Origin of the sequence: Saliniramus sp., from assembly GCF_035311605.1 — a bacterium.
Classification (GTDB): domain Bacteria; phylum Pseudomonadota; class Alphaproteobacteria; order Rhizobiales; family Beijerinckiaceae; genus Saliniramus.
Genome location: NZ_DATGCW010000068.1, coordinates 1 through 16,074, shown reverse-complemented (window position 1 = coordinate 16,074; position 16,074 = coordinate 1). Strand labels below are relative to the sequence as shown.

The following is a 16,074-nucleotide window of genomic DNA, read 5'->3' as shown; positions in this document are numbered from 1 at the left end:
CGAAGTCTCGATATCGTCGCGCGCAATCCCGCGCGCTTCGAGCCGCGCCAGCGCCGCCTCCACCGCGTCATTGTTGGTATCGACAGCCTCGACGACCGTTTCCGCCCGCGTCATCACGGAGACGTGGATATTCGCGTAATCGGGCGCGCGCTCGACCGTGCCGGAACCGCTCACCACGATACGCCCCGCATCCGTCGTCTCGCTCGCACGCACCGGCGCGGCGAGCATCAGGAGGGCGAGGAGGATCGCCGCAATGGCAAGAGCTTCGCGAATCAGCCGGGTGCGTGGCTGCGGCGCTGGCATGGCGATACAGCGGCTGCGGAAATCACTGCGTTGCAGGGCGATGCGGCTGGTCATGGGGGGTGATCCTCGTTGCTTCAAGCGGAATCCGGCAAGGACGAAGCCGCATTTGGGGCGCAGATTGCGGCATCAGCGCGGCACCTCACGCGCCCACCACCGCCGTCGCCTCGATCTCGACGAGGGCTTCATCCTCGACGAGGCCGGCGACCTGAACCAGCGCCATGGCCGGGTAATGCGCGCCGATGACGTCGCGATAGGCGCGTCCGAGATCGCGCAGGCCGGATTTGTAGGCTCCGAGATCGGTAACATACCAGGTCAGCCGCACCAGATGCTGCGGCCCCGCATCACCCTCGGCGAGGATCGCCACGATATTCTCCAGCGTCTGACACACTTGCGGGATGAAGCCGTCGGCAAAGGTGCCTTGCGCGTTCCAGCCCACGACCCCGCCCGTCACGATGAGCCTGCCCTGCGCCATCATGCCGTTGGCATAGCCGCGCGGCACGGGCCAATCCGCCGGCTGGAGCACCTGCGGGCGCTCGGCACAGGCGGCGATCAGATCCTCACGCATCCCCACGGTCTCTCTCCCTCGTCTTTTCTCGTTACGCTTCGCGCGCCATTTCGCGCAAGGCGAAGCGTTGCAGTTTGCCGGTCTGGGTCTTGGGCAAGGCCTCGACGAAATCGATTCGGCGCGGATATTTATACGGCGCGATCTCGGCCTTGACGTGTTCCTGCAATGCCTTCGCCAGCTCCGGGCCCGGCTCCCAGCCCGCGCGCAGCACGATATAGGCCCTGACCACCATGCCGCGCTCTTCGTCTGGAGCGCCGACCACGCCCGTCTCCGCCACCGCCTCATGGGTCAGAAGCGCCGCCTCGACCTCGGGGCCGGCGATGTTGTAGCCGGAGGAGACGATCATGTCGTCGTTGCGCGCCTGATACCAGAAATACCCGTCTTCATCGATCAGATAGGAATCGCCGGTGACGTTCCATCCATTGATGACATATTGCGCCTGGCGCGTATCGTCGAGATAGCGGCAGCCTGTCGGGCCGCGCACGGCGAGACGCCCGACCGTACCGGGTGGCAGATCGGCGCCATCAGGCCCGATCACCTTGGCCTCATAGCCGGGAACGGGTTTGCCGGTGGCGCCGGGACGGATTTCGTCTTCGCGCGCGGCGATGAAGATATGCAGCATCTCGGTCGCACCGATCCCGTCCATCAGGCTGATCCCGGTTGCCGCCTTCCACGCATCGAAGGTCGCCTTCGGCAACGGCTCGCCAGCGGAGACGCATTTGCGCAGGCTCGACAGATCATGTGCGTCGCGTTTGTCGAGCATGGCGCGGTAGGCAGTGGGCGCGGTGAAGCAGACGCTCGCGCGGTATGTCTCGATCGCCGGCGCCAGCTCGTTCGGCCCGGCTTTCTCGAGCAGCACCGCCGAGGCGCCGATATGCAGCGGAAACAGCACGATCCCGCCCAGACCGAAGGTGAAGGCCAGCGGCGGTGAGCCGATGAAGCGGTCATCCGGCGTCGCGCGCAGGACGTTGCGGGCATAGGCATCGCAGATGGCGAGCATGTCACGGTGGACATGCATCGTGCCCTTGGGCACGCCCGTCGTACCCGAAGTGAAGGCGATCAGGCAGACGTCGTCGGCGGCCGTATCACAGGCCTCGAATTCCGGGCTCTCGCCCGCCATCATGGCTTCGAGCCCGTCATCGCCGTCACTGCCCCAACAGATGCAATGCCGCAGATGCGGCACGCCGGCGGCAGCCAGAGCGGCGGCCTTGTCCATTTCCTCGCGCAGCCTGGCATCGCACAGGGCGATGGCGATGCGCGCCTTTTCCAGCGGATAGGCGATCTCGCGGGCACGCAGCATCGGCATCGTCGCGACCACGATGCCGCCTGCCTTGATCACCGCGAAATAAACCGCGACCATCATCGCATTGTTGGCCGAGCGCAACAGCACACGCTCGCCAGGCACCAGACCGAGCCGGTTCACCAGCACATTGGCGATGCGATTTACCTTTTCATGCAGATCGCTGTAGCTCCATTGCGCCTGCGGCGTAATCAGGCAGGGCCTGTCCCCGCGCCCGGCGCGAATATGGCTGTCGAGGAAGGCATCGATACAGTTGAGCCGCTCGGGATAGGCGAGCTCGGGCCGCGTGAAGATGAAGTCCGGCCATTCCTCGCGCGGCGGCAGGTGGTCTTGCGCAAAACCGTCACGATGCGCAGAGTGGGTCATGGCGCGATCTCCTGGTGATTTGCGTGTGTGTGGGGGTGGAATGCCGGTTTCACGTCCGGATCATGCCGGCGTTCCCCTCTCCCTTGTGGAGAGGGGACAGGGGTGAGGGTTGGAACCACAACGCCTGCCTGGCGCACGCAATACCCTTCATGAAGGCCCCTCACCCCCTGCCCCTCTCCACGGAGGGAGAGGGGAGATTGCCCTGCATCACCCATCATCCACCTCCCGCAGCTTTCAAGGTCTCGCGGGCGATGACGAGTTTCTGGACCTCGCTGGCGCCTTCATAGATCCGCAGCGCCCGGACCTCGCGGTACAATTCCTCGACCTTGACGCCGGAGGTGACACCGAGGCCGCCGAAGATCTGGACCGCCTTGTCGATCACTGTCTGCGCCGATTCGGTGGCGTGGAGCTTGGCCATGGAAGCCTCGCGGGTGACACGGGGCGCGCCCTGGTCCCTGGTCCAGGCGGCGCGGTAGACGAGCAGCGCGGCGGCATCGACATCGAGGGCCATCTCGGCGAGCGCCGCCTGGGTCAGCGGCAGATTGCTCATCGGCGCGCCGAACAGATGCCGCCCGGTCGCCCGCCCGAGCGCTTCGTCGAGGGCGCGACGCGCCATGCCGAGTGCGGCCGCGCCGACGCTGGCGCGGAACACGTCGAGCGTTCCCATCGCCACCCTGAACCCGCCCCCGGCCTCGCCGATGCGGCTGCTCACCGGCACGCGGCAATTTTCGAACCGGATCCGCGCCAGCGGATGCGGGGCGATCACGTCGAGGCGCTCGGCGATCTCGAGGCCTGGCGTATCGGCATCGACGATGAAGGCGGATATGCCCTTCGCGCCAGGCGCCTCGCCGGTGCGGGCGAAGACCATGTAATGATCCGCGATGCCGCCATTGGAGATCCACGTCTTCTCGCCGTCGATGATATAGGCGTCATTGCCGTCGGCCCGTGCGGTGGTGGTCATAGCCGCCACATCGGAGCCTGCTTCCGCCTCCGATATCGCGAAAGCGGCGATGCGCTTGCCAGCTGCCACCGGGGGCAGGTAGTCCGCCTTTTGCTGCATCGTGCCGAACAGGCTGATCGGCCCGGTCCCGAGCCCCTGCATGGCGAAGGCGAAATCGGCAAGCCCTGCATGATAGGCCAGCCGCTCGCGCGCCAGACACAGGCTGCGCAGGTCGAAGCCCTGATCGGCAGGCGGTGCGGCGATATCCAGAAACCCCGCCTCGCCCAGAGCCGCGACGAACTTGCGGCAGGAGCCGTCGATATCATGGTGATCGACGAGTCGGGCGACCTTGGCCTGCGCCCAGGCATCGAGCCGGTCGAGCAGCTCGCCATGACGCGGCTCGAAGAACGGCCACGTGATGAAGCTGCGATCAGACATGGGCACTTCCCCGGGCTACCTCCCTCCCCTCAGGGGAGGGAACGAGGGTGGGGTGATTTCGCGCGAACGCGCGAAGGGGCGTCGGCATGGAGCGTGGCGTTTGATCCTTCAAGCGGATCGCTGTCACCCCACCCCTACTCCTCCCCTGAGGGGAGGGAATCAAGGTCGCGCGCTTCATGGAGGGCACCCCCATATCAATCCCCCTCGAAATTGGGCTGGCGCTTTTCGGCGAAGGCCTCGAAGGCGCGGCGGAAATCGTTTGTGGTCATGCACAGAGCCTGGGCGACGGCCTCGGCCTCGATCGCTTCCTCGACCGACATGGCCCATTCCATGGCGAGCATGCGCTTGGTCATGGTGTTGGCGTAGTTGGGGCCGGAGACGATCTCGGCGGCGAGGTCGGTCGCTTCCTTCATCAGGGCGTCGCCGACGACGATGCGTGAGAAGAAGCCCCATGAAACGCCTTCCTCGGCGCGCATGAAGCGGCCCGTATAGAGCAATTCACTGGCGCGCCCCTGGCCGATGATCCTCGGCAGGATGGCGCAGGCGCCCATGTCGCAGCCGGCGAGACCGACCTTGTTGAACAGAAAGGCCACCTTCGCCTTCTCGCCGGCAAGGCGGATGTCGCTCGCCATCGCCATGATCGCCCCGGCCCCGGCGCAGACGCCGTCCACGGCGGCAATGACGGGCTGCGGCGCGGCGCGCATCGCCTTGACCAACTCGCCGGTCATGCGGGTGAAGGAGGTGAGGTCGCGGGTGTTCATCCGGGTGAGCGGGCCGATGATCTCGAACACGTCGCCGCCGGAAGAGAAATTGCCACCGGCGCCGGTGACGATCACGGCCCCGATCGAATCGTCGTGCCCCAGCGCATGGAAGAAATCGGTGAGCTCGCGATAGCTGTCGAAGGTGAGCGGATTCTTCTTGTCGGGCCGGTCGAGGGTCACCGTCGCGATGCCGACCTCGACGGAGAGGCGGAAATGCTCTGGCTTGTAGCCCGCGACCGGCAGGGTCACCGGATTGGCGTAACGGGTCATCGATTGTCCTCCCGGTCTTCTTCTTCTGGCCGTGCGATCCCGGCGGAGACGGCGCGGCGGGTCGAGGCCTTGGCCTTGCCGAGCAGCGCCATCAATCCGTCGATCTCGCCTGCATCGAGATCGCCGAAGAAATCGGCGATCCAGGCCTCGTGCTCGGCGGCCATGGCGCGAAACGCCTCCCGGCCCTGCGGCGTCAGCGCCACCAGATGCGAGCGCCGGTCATGCGCCGCCTTGCGCCGGCTCAGATGCCCCGATTCGACAAGGCGCTCCACGAGGCCGGTGACGTTGCCGTTCGACACCATCATGCGCTGGGAGAGTTCCGACAGGGTAAGCCCCTGCGGCGCCCGGGCAAGCTGCGCCATCAGATCGAAACGCGGCAGCGTCACGTCGAAGCGCTCGCGCAGGCGCCGGCGAATCTCGCCCTCGATCATGGTCGAGCAGGTTAGCAGACGCAGCCACAGGCGCAGCTCTGCGGCATGTTCCGCCGGCGCCATGGCCGCGCCCGTCTCGTAATCGAGCGCCGGGGGCGCCTCCGCCCGTGCAGGATTGCGGTTCATGGTGAAACTCCGCGCGTCATGCTTCTCCTCCCGCGATCGCAATCGCCTGTCCCGTCACCGCACCGGCGCCATCCCCCGCGAGCCAGAGCGCGGCATCGGCCACCTCGCGCGGATCGACGAGGCGGCCCTGCGGATTGTGCCTGACGAAATCCGCGAGGGCTTCATCGTGCGAGCGCCCGGTCTTCGCCATCACCTTCTCGATGCCGCTCGCGACCATGTCGGTATCGGTGAAGCCGGGGCAGAGCGCATTGACGGTGACGCCCTTGCGCGCCGTCTCCAGCGCCAGCGCCCGCACCAGGCCGAGCGCGGCATGCTTGGCAGCGCAATAGGCGCTCACATAGGCGTAGCCCTTGAGTGCGGCGGTGGAGGCGACGACGATCACCCGCCCGAAGCCGCGTTCGGTCATTCCCGGCAGGACCGGGTGGATTGCATTGACCAGGCCGATCAGATTGACCTCGGTCATGGCGCGAAACTGCGCGGCATCGCTGCGCGCAAACGGTGCCGTCGTGGCCGCACCGGCATTGGCGACAAGGCAATCGATCGCTCCCCCCGCCGCGCCCGCTGCGGTGATCGCCTCCGCCATGGCGGCTTCGTCGGTGACGTCGGCGCTCATGGCGAAATCGGCCACGCCGGCGGCGAGCGCCGCGTCGAGGGCGACACGGTCGCGGCCCAGAATGCTGACGCGCATCCCCCGCTCACGGAAGGCGCCGGACATGGCGCGGCCGATGCCGCGCGCACCGCCCGTTACCAGAACGTGCCGGACGCTCATTGCCTGCTCCCTCTGCTGCGCCGCAGTTTCGGCCTGCATCGCGATCCCCTCGTTTGCGCAAGATCGGCAATCCCTCTGCAAAGCCTCTTGCGGGATTTCGCCGATTTGTTTTAAGCTTCAAATATTCAGGTTGCGAGGGGAGCCGTCAAGCCGCGTCGGAAGCCTTCTTCAAAGGCGAAGCCGGATCAGGAAAAAATGCAGAAGAAGCGCCGCCCATCGGGTGCCCGCGACAAGCGGGCCGAGAGAGGATTAAGCCGCGACAGACGGCGGGCAAAGGCGCATCATCCCGGCAAAAATACGCCGTGGGGCTTTTCCGACGCGCTTGCAGCGGTCAAACTGAGGGGAACGGGGCGCAACGACGCCACCGGCATAACTGGGAGATCGGGAGAATGAAGACCATCAAAGTGCTCGCCGGCGCGACGCTCGCGCTCGGCATGGCGGCAGGCGCCGCCAAGGCCGATGAAGTGCGCATCGGGCTGATGTATACACTGTCGGGGCCGCCCGCCGCGCTCGGCGAACAGGCCCGTGACGGGTTTCTGCTCGCGGTGGAGCAGCTCGGCGGCCAGCTCGGCGGGCTCGACGCCGAAATCATCGTCGTCGATGACGAACTGAAACCCGATGTCGCGGTGACCCGCGCACGCGGCCTGATCGAACGCGACGACGTGCATTTCGTCGTCGGGCCGATCTTCTCGAACGTGGCGCAGGCGATCCAGCGCCCGATCGTCGAGGCTGACCGGATCCTGATCAGCTCCAATGCCGGCCCGTCGGATCTGGCCGGTGAGCAGTGCCATCCGAACTATTTCAACACCTCCTACCAGAACGATCAGGTGCACGAGGTGATGGGTGCGGTGGCCGAGCAGCGCGATTATGGCCGCGTCTTTCTGATGGCGCCGAACTACCAGGCGGGTCGCGATTCCATCTCCGGCTTCAAGCGCCATTTTACCGGCGAGGTCGTCGACGAGGTCTATGTGCCGCTCGGCCAGCTGGATTTCCAGGGCGAGCTGGCGCGCATCTCGGCGATGCAGCCCGATGCCGTTTTCACCTTCATGCCCGGCGGCATGGGCATCAATCTGGTGCGGCAATATTCACAGGCCGGCCTGACCGACCGCGTGCCCTTCCTCTCCGCCTTCACCGTGGACGAGACCAATCTGCCCGCGCAGCAGGCGGATGCGCTCGGCATGTATTCCGGCGCCACCTGGACGCCGGACATGGACACGCCCGGCAATGCGGAATTCGTCGCGGCCTTCGAGGAAGCCTATGAAAGGGTGCCGGCCATGTACGCCATGCAGGCCTATGACACGGCCATGCTGCTCGATGCGGCGATCGCCTCGCTCGACGGGGATCTTTCCGATCTCGAGGCGGTCCGTGAAGCCCTGCGCAACGCCGATTTCCCCTCGTTGCGCGGTGAATTCGCCTTCAACACCAACCAGCACCCGATCCAGAACTTCATTCTGGCGCAGGTGAACGAGCGCGAGGACGGTCTGTTCCAGACGGAATACGTCGAGACCGTCTTCGAGAATTACGGCGACGTCTATGCCGAGCTCTGCTCCATGGAGTGAGCGCGAACGGGGCGGCGGCTGTGCCTTGGGGCCCAGCCGTCGCCGGTCTTGCCGGGATGCGTGTGGCTTCGATGATTTGCCACGCACGCGCCCGGCTTCCCCCGAGAGCGTGACGGGTCACCCCCATGTATACGACGCTGATCGCCGTGCAGACCCTGAACGGGCTGCAGCTGGGCATCATCCTTTTTCTTATCGCCGCCGGGCTGACGCTCGTCTTCGGCGTGATGGATTTCATCAATCTCGCGCATGGCGTCCAGTACATGATCGGCGCCTATTTCGTCTTCACCTTCACGGCGCTGACGGGCTCGTTCACACTCGGTTTGCTGCTTGCCCTGCCGGCTGCACTGATCGTCGGCCTGATCCTCGAAGTACTGGTCTTTCGACACCTTTATGACCGCGACCATCTCGAGCAGGTGCTCGCCACTTTCGGCATCATCCTCTTTCTCAATCAGGGGGTGAAGGTGGTCTGGGGGGCGAGCCCGCTCTACGTGCCGGTGCCGGAATTGCTGCAGGGCTCGATCGAGATCTTCGAGGGTTTCTTCTATCCGGTCTACCGCCTCGCGATCATCGGGGCGGGGCTTGGCGTTGCGGCTCTGCTGTATTTTCTCGTGAGCTATACCCGCGCCGGCATGCTGGTGCGCGCCGGCGCCACCAATGCGCGGATGGTCTCGGCGCTGGGCATCGATATCCGCCGGCTGTTCATGGTGGTGTTCGGTTTCGGCGCGATGCTCGCGGGCTTTGCCGGGGCGATGGTGGCGCCGATTCTATCGGTCGAGCCGGGGATGGGCGACAACCTGCTGATTCTCGCCTTCGTGGTAATCGTGATCGGCGGCATCGGCTCGATTCGCGGCGCCTTCATCGCGGCGCTTCTGATCGGCCTCGTCGATACGCTCGGGCGGGGGTTTGCCGGCGACATCCTGCGCCTCGTGATGGATCCCAGCGCCGCCAGCCAGACGGGGCGGGCGATCGCGCCGATGCTGATCTACATCCTGATGGCGCTGGTCCTGATCTTCCGCCCCTCGGGGCTGTTTCCGGTCCGGCGGTGAGGCTCCCCATGCAACAGACCGCCCCCGCAAAACCGGCCAGCGAGACCGCGCCCGCAGCATCGGCGACGCCACTCCCTGTCGCGCGTTTTCGGCTCGCGCATGTGGCGGTGCCGTTCCTGCTCTTCGCCTTGTTTGCCATCCTGCCCGCTTTCGCTCAATTCGGAGCGGAGGGCTATATCCTGTCGCTGGTAATGCGGGTGATGATCTTCGCCATTGCCGCGATGTCGCTCGATCTTATTCTCGGCTACGGCGCCATGGTCTCCTTCGGCCATGCCGCCTTCATCGGAATCGGCGCCTATGGCGCGGGCATCCTGATGCAGCATGCGGTGGATGACTTCTTCATCCAGCTTGCCGCCGCGCTCGGCGGCTCGGCCGTTTTCGCATTAGTGACCGGCGCGTTGTCGCTGCGCACGAAGGGCGTATATTTCATCATGATCACGCTGGCTTTCGGGCAGATGGCGTTTTTCTTCTTCGTCTCGCTGGCCGCCTATGGCGGCGATGACGGGATGACCTTGCGGACCACCCCGCAGATCTTCGGCCAGGACTGGCTCGCGCACCGGCATTTTCTCTATTATCTCATTTTCGCCTGCATGCTCGGGGTCTATTTCCTCCTGCGTGCCATCGTGCGCTCGCGCTTCGGACGGGTGCTGCGCGGGGCGAAGGAGAATCCGGTACGCATGGCGGCCATCGGCTTCAACCCCTATCGCTTCCAGCTCGCCGCCTATGTCATCGCCGGGACGATCTGCGGGCTCTCGGGCTTCCTGCTGGCGCATCAGACCGAGTTCATTGCACCCGCCTTCATGACATGGCAGCGCTCAGGCGAGTTGATCGTGATGGTGGTTCTGGGCGGGATGGGCACGCTGCACGGCGCCATCATCGGCGCCGCCGCCTTCCTCATTCTCGAGGAGATGCTCTCGCGCATCACCCAGGACTGGAAGCTGATCTTCGGGCCCGTCCTCGTGCTGGTGGCGCTGTTTGCACGCGGGGGGATCATGGGCTTCCTGCGCAGATGGGGGCTGAAATGAGCCCGGTCCTGCAATTGCGCAACCTGCGCAAATCCTACGGTGCGCTGAAGGTCACCGACGATGTCTCGCTCGACGTCGCGCGCGGGGAGTTGCATGCGGTCATCGGCCCAAACGGCGCCGGCAAGACCACGCTGATCCACCAGATCAGCGGCATCGCTCCCTCCGATGAAGGACGCATTCTCTTCGAGGGTGAGGATGTCACCGCCCTCGCGATGCACCAGCGCGTGGCACGCGGGCTGGCGCGATCATTCCAGATCACCTCGATCCTGCCCGGCTTCACCGCTCTGGAGAACGTCGCCATGGCCGTACAGGCACGAACGGGCACGAGTTTCAGCTTTTTCGGCGATCCCGCGCGCGAGCAAGCGCTCACCATGCCCGCCATGGAAGCCCTGGCGATCGTCGATCTGGCAGCGCGCGCCGATATTCCCGCGGGCGAACTCTCGCATGGCGAAAAGCGCCAGCTCGAACTCGCCGTCGCGCTCGCCACGCAGCCAACAATGCTGCTCCTCGACGAGCCGCTGGCGGGGACCGGGCGCGAGGAATCCGAGCGCGTCGTGGCGACGCTCGAGAGCCTTAAAGTGCAATATACGATCCTCCTGATCGAGCACGACATGGAAGCGGTGTTCGCGCTGGCCGACCGGGTGAGCGTGCTGGTCTATGGCCGCATCATCGCATCGGGGCCGCCGGATCAGGTGCGCGCCGATCCGGAAGTGCGCAAGGCCTATCTCGGGGAGGAGGCGTGATGCTCAAAAGCTCTCCGATGCTCGAAGTCTCCGGCCTCCAGGCCTCCTACGGCCCGGCGCAGGTTCTTTTCGATATCGGCTTTTCGATCGGCGCAGGCGAAGTCGTCACCCTGCTGGGGCGCAACGGCATGGGCAAGACCACGACGGTCAACACCCTCCTCGGCATGGTACGCCCGCAGGGCGGGACGATCAGATTCGAGGGCAGGCCGATCCACGGATTGCCCTCCTACAAGGTGGCGCAATGCGGCATCGGGCTGGTGCCGGAGGGCCGCCAGATCTTCCCCACGCTCACGGTCGAGGAAAATCTGATCGCCACGGCGGCATCGCGTTTCGGCAAGCCGCGCTGGACGCTCGGCGAAGTCTACGATCTCTTCCCGCGCCTCGCCGAACGGCGGCGCAATCTGGGTTCGCAGCTCTCGGGCGGCGAGCAGCAGATGCTCGCGATCGGGCGTGCGCTGATGACCAATCCCAAGCTCCTCGTGCTCGACGAGGCGACGGAGGGGCTCGCACCGCTGATCCGCAGCGAGATCTGGGCCGTGCTGACGCGGCTCAAGGCCGAGCATCAGGCGATTCTCGTCATCGACAAGAACGTCGACGCGCTGGTAACATTCGCCGACCGGCATGTCGTCGTCGAGAAGGGCCGCGTCGCCTGGACGGGGACCAGTGCGGAACTCGCCGCCGACGACAGCGTGAAGGACCGTTTTCTGAACGTGTGAACCTCACACGGCCCCATATCCTGAAACTGCCGGCGCATAAACGAAAACCCCCGCTTCGCGAGAAGCGGGGGTTTGAACGGGCCGCATCGGCTGACGCGCATCAGCGCGGATAGCAAAGACCGTCGCGGGCGAGATAGTAACCCGTCGGGCAGCCGTCATTCGTCGGCGTCGTCGCCGCACCGACCACGGCGCCACTCGCCGCACCGATGGCACCGCCAATCAAGGCGCCGCGACCGCCGCCGGCTGCTGCGCCGATCGCCGCGCCACCGGCGCCACCGATCAGGGCGCCACCAGCTGCACGTTCGCCGGGGGTATTACAGGCTGCGACCGAAAGCGCGAGGCCCGCAGCAGCTACCAAAGCAAAGATTTTTTTCATGACTCCATCCCTGACCATTCAAGAGTTCGCAGCCTCCTCTGGGCTACCTCATTTGTAGCGTGAGTTCGCCCGAGATGAAACCCGGTCGTATTGGTTAAGTTCCCACGCATACTCCACTTATCGAGCCTGCCATGCAAAGCGGGTCATGGGAAGCCCTGATTCGCGAACGGCGACACCACCCCTTCGCGCATTTCGCCCTGCGCATCCGTTTTCACTTGACGCGGGCTCATCCCCTCTTCCACATCGCAACCCGGTCAGTCGGCCGGGCGGCCGCTCCCGCCTTGCGGGGGAGGAAAGTCCGGGCTCCATGGAAAGACGGTGCCGGATAACGTCCGGCGGGGGTGACCCCAGGGAAAGTGCCACAGAAAGCAGACCGCCATCGCGCGCGATGGCAAGGGTGAAAGGGTGCGGTAAGAGCGCACCGCGGACGCGGTAACGCGGACGGCACGGCAAACCCCACCGGGAGCAAAACCGAATAGGGACGACAAGCGGCGCGCCCCGGCGTGTCGCGGAGCACTTTCCGGCTCGTCGTCCGGGTTGGTTGCAGGAGGCGGTCGGCAACGACCGTCCCAGATGAATGGCCGCCACGTTCGCGGACCTGCGGGTCCGCGGGCCATACAGAACCCGGCTTACAGGCCGGCTGACCGGTTCGATCCGCGCCAAGGCTCTCGGCGCGAGGCGGGCTTCAGGCAATTACAGGAAGTTCACCAGCGAGAGCTGTGAAAGCAGCGAGGTCGTCTGGTAGCTCGCCTGCAGGCGCGTCTGCAGAGTCAGCAGCTTGGCCACGGTTTCTTCCGTATTGGTATCCTCGATCTCGCCGAGTTCGTTCTGCACCATGACCTGCGTCGCCTTGTGACGCTCCGCGGCCTCCGACATCGTGCTGGCAGCAACGCCGAGTTCCATGCCGATCTGGGCAATGCTCTGCTCGCCGCCCTGGGGCGTGAGGTTGTCGCGCACGCGGCTCATCATCGCCTCGAGCCGCTGGGTGCTGCCATCGCTGAAATCCGTGGCGGAGAGCGCCGCAAGCTGTGAGAGCAATTCCCGGAAACCGTCTTCATTGGCCTGCGACCCGATTCCGACCGTCTGGGTCTCGTCGATGCGCAAGGTCGCGGTGCCACGCGCCTGATCGGGATCCGCCGGATCCGAGCCGTTATACCAGTTCGCGGGATTGTTGAAATACTCCTGCGAGGCGAGGAGCGCGGATGCCGCCGTCAGCGCGGTCGAGGCCTCGCTTTCGAGCGCATCCTGCATGGCGCTCTCGATATTCTGGGCAACCTGGGCCGGCGTGCCACCGGTGACGAACTGTCCCGGCCCTGCGGTGGTCTCGGCAATCAGCGAGACCTCCCGGCTGGTGCCGTCGGGCAGGTCGAGAGTCAGGTTGATCCGCTCCCCGACGGCGGGGGACTGGTTCACGGTGAAGCTTGACGGCGGACCATCGGCGGCTGTGACGGAGGCCCCGCTGGAAGACGCTCCCGCAAGAGTGAATCCGGCAGAAGGATCCCCATCGGCGATCGTGACCGTCGCGCCTCCCCGGCTGACGGCGAGATGGCCGGTCCCGGCCACATCGTCAGCCGTCGCGCGCGTGGCAATCCCGGCGGTCACGCCCTGCATGATCGCATTGTAATTCGCCACCGGCTTCTCGTCATGCGCCCGACCGGCGAAGAGCGAGCGCCCCCCGAATTCCGCGTTGAGAAAGTCGATCGCGCCCTGGAGATTGGCCTGGGCCAGCATCTGCTCCTGGGGATTGGCCCCGGGGATGACCCTGGAAGCGGGCAGTGCGGAGATCGCTTTCGTATCGTTGGCGATCTTGTCGAGCCCTTCGATACTCTGCAACATCATCTTGAGGCGTGTATCGGCGCTCTTGATGCCCTGCTGCCAGGATTCCAGCCCGGAAACGCGGGCGCGCAGATCCAGCGCCTGCCCGCGCTTGATACCGAGTTCGCCATAACTGTCGGCACGGCGACCGGTGGTAAGCTGGCGCTCCAGATCGGCGCCCTGCTTGCGCATCTGTACGAACATGTCGGCAGTGCGGCGGCTGTCGACGGCGCCGGGGGCGAAAGGTGTCAGTGCCATGATCGGTCACTCCTCACATGCGCATCAACGTGTCCATCATCTCGCGCACGGCGGTGAGGACACGGGCATTGGCGCCATAGGCGGTCTGCAATTGCACGAGCTGCGACATTTCCTCGTCGATATTCACCCCGGAAACATCCCCGAAACGGCTCTCGATCGCGGCGAGCGCGACGCTCTGGCCTTCGTTGAGGCGTTGCGCCGTCTGCGCGTTGGCGCCCTGGGTCTCGACCACCCTGCGCGAGAAATCCATCACATTCGAGGTGTAGGGCGTGGCCATGCCGCCGATTCCGGCTTGCGGCGCGAATGACTGTCGCTGGCCCTCGAGATTGTCACGGATGGCCTGAATACGCGTCTGGTCCCCCGAAGGTGTTCCCGCCTCCATGCGGATCAGCAGCGCGGGATCGGCCTTGACGGCGCCGTTGACAGCCATGCGCTGTGCAAAACCCTGCAGCTGATCATTCGCACCGGTAAAGGCGCTGCCCGCATTGCCGCGATCGACGAAGAAGGGGAATTCGGGCACGCCGTCACCGATACCGCGCTGCGTATCCTCGACCGTATAGCGCGCACCGAGCAGATTGGCGCCTGCGGGCAAGCCGGTGATCTCCCAATCGCCACCGCCCAGATCATTGACCGTGACACCGGTAAAGCCGGCAGCGACGAATTCGGTCTGAAGGTCGGCGACGCTGGCCGGGTTGGGGATGGACAAACGGTTGAAGGCGCCGTCATTCATCAGCTCCACTGTCACCGCCTCGTCGGAGAAATCGGCACCGAAAGCGATCGTGTTGCCGGTGATCTCCGCCGGGCGATCACTGAAGGCACGGGCGAAGCCGGCGGCCATCTCGTCGAGCTGGCGCTGGGCCTGCGGGAGGATCTCGTCACGCATTTCGAGCGCCGCAGCGATCTCGCCGGACTGGAAGGCCCCGCCGGCGATCAGATCGAAGCGCGCACCCGAGCCGGTCTCGGCCCTGATCACGCCGACACCGGAATTGACGGGATCATAGGCGAGCCCGGAATCGAGCGCCGGGCGGCGGTCGAAGCTCAGTGTTGTGGGATTGACCCCGTCGAACAGCGTCTGGCCGCTGGGTGTGCGGATGATCACCGCGCTGTTGTCGCCTTTCTGGACCTCGATACCCATGAGACCGGAGAGCTCGTTGATCATGCGGTCGCGCTCGTCTTCCAAAGCTGCCGATCCGCCGCGAAAGCTCTCGGCCATGATCTGACTGTTGGTATCGGAGATACCCTGCAGGAGCTCATTGGCCCGCGTCACGGCGGCATCAATGCGCCCTTCGGCCTGGCTGCGCAGCTCCTGTACCCCGGTCGCCACGCTCGCCATGCGACCCGCGAGCGTCTCACCGGTGCTGAGAACACCGGCGCGCAGTGCGAAGCTCGACGGGTCGTCGGCAAGCGCGCCAAGCTTTTCATTGAAGGTGTTGACGGCGGAATCCAGCGACGAAGCCTCGCCCGGCGTACCGAACAGACGATCGAGCGCCGAGGCGAATTCCGCGCGGGTCTTGGCGTAGCCGGCACCGGATGTCTCCGTGCGCAATTGCTTGCCGAGCAGATCGTCCATCACGCGCTGGACCGGCCCGGCCTGGACACCGGCACCGCGCGGCCCGTTCAGGGTCTGCACCGGCTGGATGGTCTTGCGGGTATATCCGGCGGAATCAGCATTGGCGACGTTCTGCGCAACGAGATTCATGCCGGTCTGCGTCGTGCGCAAACCGGAAACAGCCGTACTGAGTGCCGACATCAACGACATGGCCCATACCTCCTGGGGGCTCGCCCGATCCATTTTCGGCTGCCGGATCGGGCAGAACCGGATTTCTTCCGGCAACCTTCATGCCAGCTTGGAAAGCTTGCGAAATCCTTGCATGGATTGAGGACATACCCGCTCGACCCGGCAGGAATCGCCGGGCGGGCCCGTTACAGGCGGCAAATTCTGCCGGGTGGGTTAATCGAGTATGAACGGCAACGCTCAGTCGCGCGGCTTCGGCGCGGCGTCATCCGGGCCGCTCTCCCGGGCAGGCTCGCGCGCCTCACCGCCGCGACCGACCAGATCGCCGGCAACATCGGAAAAGCGCGGCGCACGGGCGCCGATGAAGGGCATCGGGCGGCATACGGCAATGGCGGCGAGGCCGAAACGGGCGGTCATCGCCCCGTTGACCACGCCCTCGCCGAGCCGGGTCGAGAGCCGCGCGGCGAGGCCGTGGCCGACGAGTTGCTGGACCATGTCGTCGCCCATGGCGACGCCGCCCGTCACGGCGAGA

The 16,074-nt window shown here is 65.5% G+C and carries 16 protein-coding genes and 1 other RNA gene; 6 read left to right on the top strand and 11 right to left on the bottom strand.

Annotated elements, in window-relative coordinates; translation table 11 throughout:
* The 7 genes from VKP01_RS03365 to VKP01_RS03335 form a co-directional block, all read right to left on the bottom strand.
* Positions 1-357 (bottom strand): SIMPL domain-containing protein (locus tag VKP01_RS03365; RefSeq protein WP_324410259.1); only part of this gene is annotated, 357 nt, incomplete at its 3' end.
* A gap of 85 nt (positions 358-442) precedes the next feature.
* The gene (locus VKP01_RS03360; RefSeq protein WP_324410265.1) at positions 443-868 is read right to left on the bottom strand and encodes a RidA family protein; all 426 of its coding nucleotides are present in this window, start codon (positions 866-868) and stop codon (positions 443-445) included.
* Positions 869-899: 31 nt separating this feature from the next.
* On the bottom strand, positions 900-2,534 hold the full coding sequence (locus VKP01_RS03355; RefSeq protein WP_324410257.1) for a benzoate-CoA ligase family protein: 1,635 nt from the start codon (positions 2,532-2,534) through the stop codon (positions 900-902).
* A gap of 214 nt (positions 2,535-2,748) precedes the next feature.
* Positions 2,749-3,912, bottom strand: coding sequence for an acyl-CoA dehydrogenase family protein (locus VKP01_RS03350; RefSeq protein ID WP_324410255.1), 1,164 nt, complete (start codon positions 3,910-3,912; stop codon positions 2,749-2,751).
* Positions 3,913-4,106: 194 nt separating this feature from the next.
* Positions 4,107-4,943, bottom strand: a complete 837-nt coding sequence (locus VKP01_RS03345; protein WP_324410254.1) for an enoyl-CoA hydratase family protein — start codon at positions 4,941-4,943, stop codon at positions 4,107-4,109.
* Entirely contained in the window at positions 4,940-5,500 is a 561-nt protein-coding gene (locus VKP01_RS03340; RefSeq protein ID WP_414706504.1) for a MarR family winged helix-turn-helix transcriptional regulator, read from the bottom strand. The genes VKP01_RS03345 and VKP01_RS03340 overlap by 4 nt, the downstream gene beginning before the upstream one ends.
* Before the next feature lie 16 nt (positions 5,501-5,516).
* On the bottom strand, positions 5,517-6,269 hold the full coding sequence (locus VKP01_RS03335) for an SDR family NAD(P)-dependent oxidoreductase (protein WP_324410253.1): 753 nt from the start codon (positions 6,267-6,269) through the stop codon (positions 5,517-5,519).
* Positions 6,270-6,658: 389 nt separating this feature from the next.
* Here VKP01_RS03335 and VKP01_RS03330 point away from each other — a divergent pair, with 389 nt between their 5' ends.
* From VKP01_RS03330 to VKP01_RS03310, 5 genes are all read left to right on the top strand, one after another.
* On the top strand, positions 6,659-7,828 hold the full coding sequence (locus VKP01_RS03330) for an ABC transporter substrate-binding protein (protein WP_324410251.1): 1,170 nt from the start codon (positions 6,659-6,661) through the stop codon (positions 7,826-7,828).
* A 125-nt stretch (positions 7,829-7,953) separates the two neighbouring features.
* The gene (locus tag VKP01_RS03325) at positions 7,954-8,874 is read left to right on the top strand and encodes a branched-chain amino acid ABC transporter permease (protein WP_324410249.1); all 921 of its coding nucleotides are present in this window, start codon (positions 7,954-7,956) and stop codon (positions 8,872-8,874) included.
* An 8-nt stretch (positions 8,875-8,882) separates the two neighbouring features.
* Positions 8,883-9,899 (top strand): branched-chain amino acid ABC transporter permease, encoded by a 1,017-nt coding sequence (locus VKP01_RS03320; protein ID WP_324410246.1) that lies wholly within the window; start codon positions 8,883-8,885, stop codon positions 9,897-9,899.
* Positions 9,896-10,642 carry an ABC transporter ATP-binding protein gene (locus VKP01_RS03315; protein ID WP_324410244.1) on the top strand — a complete coding sequence of 249 codons (747 nt, stop codon included), beginning with the start codon at positions 9,896-9,898 and terminating at the stop codon, positions 10,640-10,642. The genes VKP01_RS03320 and VKP01_RS03315 overlap by 4 nt, the downstream gene beginning before the upstream one ends.
* Before the next feature lie 17 nt (positions 10,643-10,659).
* Positions 10,660-11,358, top strand: coding sequence for an ABC transporter ATP-binding protein (locus tag VKP01_RS03310; protein WP_324410261.1), 699 nt, complete (start codon positions 10,660-10,662; stop codon positions 11,356-11,358).
* Between the two features lie 100 nt (positions 11,359-11,458).
* Here VKP01_RS03310 and VKP01_RS03305 read toward each other — a convergent pair whose 3' ends face one another.
* A complete protein-coding gene (locus VKP01_RS03305) occupies positions 11,459-11,734 on the bottom strand; it encodes a YMGG-like glycine zipper-containing protein (protein ID WP_324410242.1) in 276 nt (91 codons plus the stop codon).
* 254 nt (positions 11,735-11,988) lie between these two features.
* Here VKP01_RS03305 and rnpB point away from each other — a divergent pair.
* Positions 11,989-12,382: RNase P RNA component class A (rnpB, locus tag VKP01_RS03300), an RNA gene on the top strand.
* Positions 12,383-12,427: 45 nt separating this feature from the next.
* Here the strand turns inward: rnpB and VKP01_RS03295 are convergent.
* The 3 genes from VKP01_RS03295 to VKP01_RS03285 all read right to left on the bottom strand — a co-directional run.
* Positions 12,428-13,807 (bottom strand): flagellin, encoded by a 1,380-nt coding sequence (locus VKP01_RS03295; protein ID WP_324410241.1) that lies wholly within the window; start codon positions 13,805-13,807, stop codon positions 12,428-12,430.
* Positions 13,808-13,820: 13 nt separating this feature from the next.
* Positions 13,821-15,566 (bottom strand): flagellar hook-associated protein FlgK, encoded by a 1,746-nt coding sequence (gene flgK / locus VKP01_RS03290; RefSeq protein WP_324410239.1) that lies wholly within the window; start codon positions 15,564-15,566, stop codon positions 13,821-13,823.
* Positions 15,567-15,782: 216 nt separating this feature from the next.
* Positions 15,783-16,074: DUF697 domain-containing protein (locus VKP01_RS03285; protein WP_324410237.1), on the bottom strand; the 292-nt coding region annotated here is incomplete at its 5' end.

Excerpts from the sequence above, each read along its gene's own strand:
- VKP01_RS03360 (WP_324410265.1), bottom strand. The coding sequence starts at position 868 with ATGCGTGAGGATCTGATCGCCGCCTGTGCCGAGCGCCCGCAGGTGCTC.
- VKP01_RS03340 (WP_414706504.1), bottom strand. The coding sequence starts at position 5,500 with ATGAACCGCAATCCTGCACGGGCGGAGGCGCCCCCGGCGCTCGATTAC.
- VKP01_RS03320 (WP_324410246.1), top strand. The coding sequence starts at position 8,883 with ATGCAACAGACCGCCCCCGCAAAACCGGCCAGCGAGACCGCGCCCGCA.
- VKP01_RS03355 (WP_324410257.1), bottom strand. The coding sequence starts at position 2,534 with ATGACCCACTCTGCGCATCGTGACGGTTTTGCGCAAGACCACCTGCCG.
- VKP01_RS03345 (WP_324410254.1), bottom strand. The coding sequence starts at position 4,943 with ATGACCCGTTACGCCAATCCGGTGACCCTGCCGGTCGCGGGCTACAAG.
- VKP01_RS03305 (WP_324410242.1), bottom strand. The coding sequence starts at position 11,734 with ATGAAAAAAATCTTTGCTTTGGTAGCTGCTGCGGGCCTCGCGCTTTCG.
- VKP01_RS03350 (WP_324410255.1), bottom strand. The coding sequence starts at position 3,912 with ATGTCTGATCGCAGCTTCATCACGTGGCCGTTCTTCGAGCCGCGTCAT.
- flgK (WP_324410239.1), bottom strand. The coding sequence starts at position 15,566 with ATGTCGTTGATGTCGGCACTCAGTACGGCTGTTTCCGGTTTGCGCACG.
- VKP01_RS03330 (WP_324410251.1), top strand. The coding sequence starts at position 6,659 with ATGAAGACCATCAAAGTGCTCGCCGGCGCGACGCTCGCGCTCGGCATG.
- VKP01_RS03325 (WP_324410249.1), top strand. The coding sequence starts at position 7,954 with ATGTATACGACGCTGATCGCCGTGCAGACCCTGAACGGGCTGCAGCTG.
- VKP01_RS03335 (WP_324410253.1), bottom strand. The coding sequence starts at position 6,269 with ATGAGCGTCCGGCACGTTCTGGTAACGGGCGGTGCGCGCGGCATCGGC.
- VKP01_RS03295 (WP_324410241.1), bottom strand. The coding sequence starts at position 13,807 with ATGGCACTGACACCTTTCGCCCCCGGCGCCGTCGACAGCCGCCGCACT.
- VKP01_RS03310 (WP_324410261.1), top strand. The coding sequence starts at position 10,660 with ATGCTCGAAGTCTCCGGCCTCCAGGCCTCCTACGGCCCGGCGCAGGTT.
- VKP01_RS03315 (WP_324410244.1), top strand. The coding sequence starts at position 9,896 with ATGAGCCCGGTCCTGCAATTGCGCAACCTGCGCAAATCCTACGGTGCG.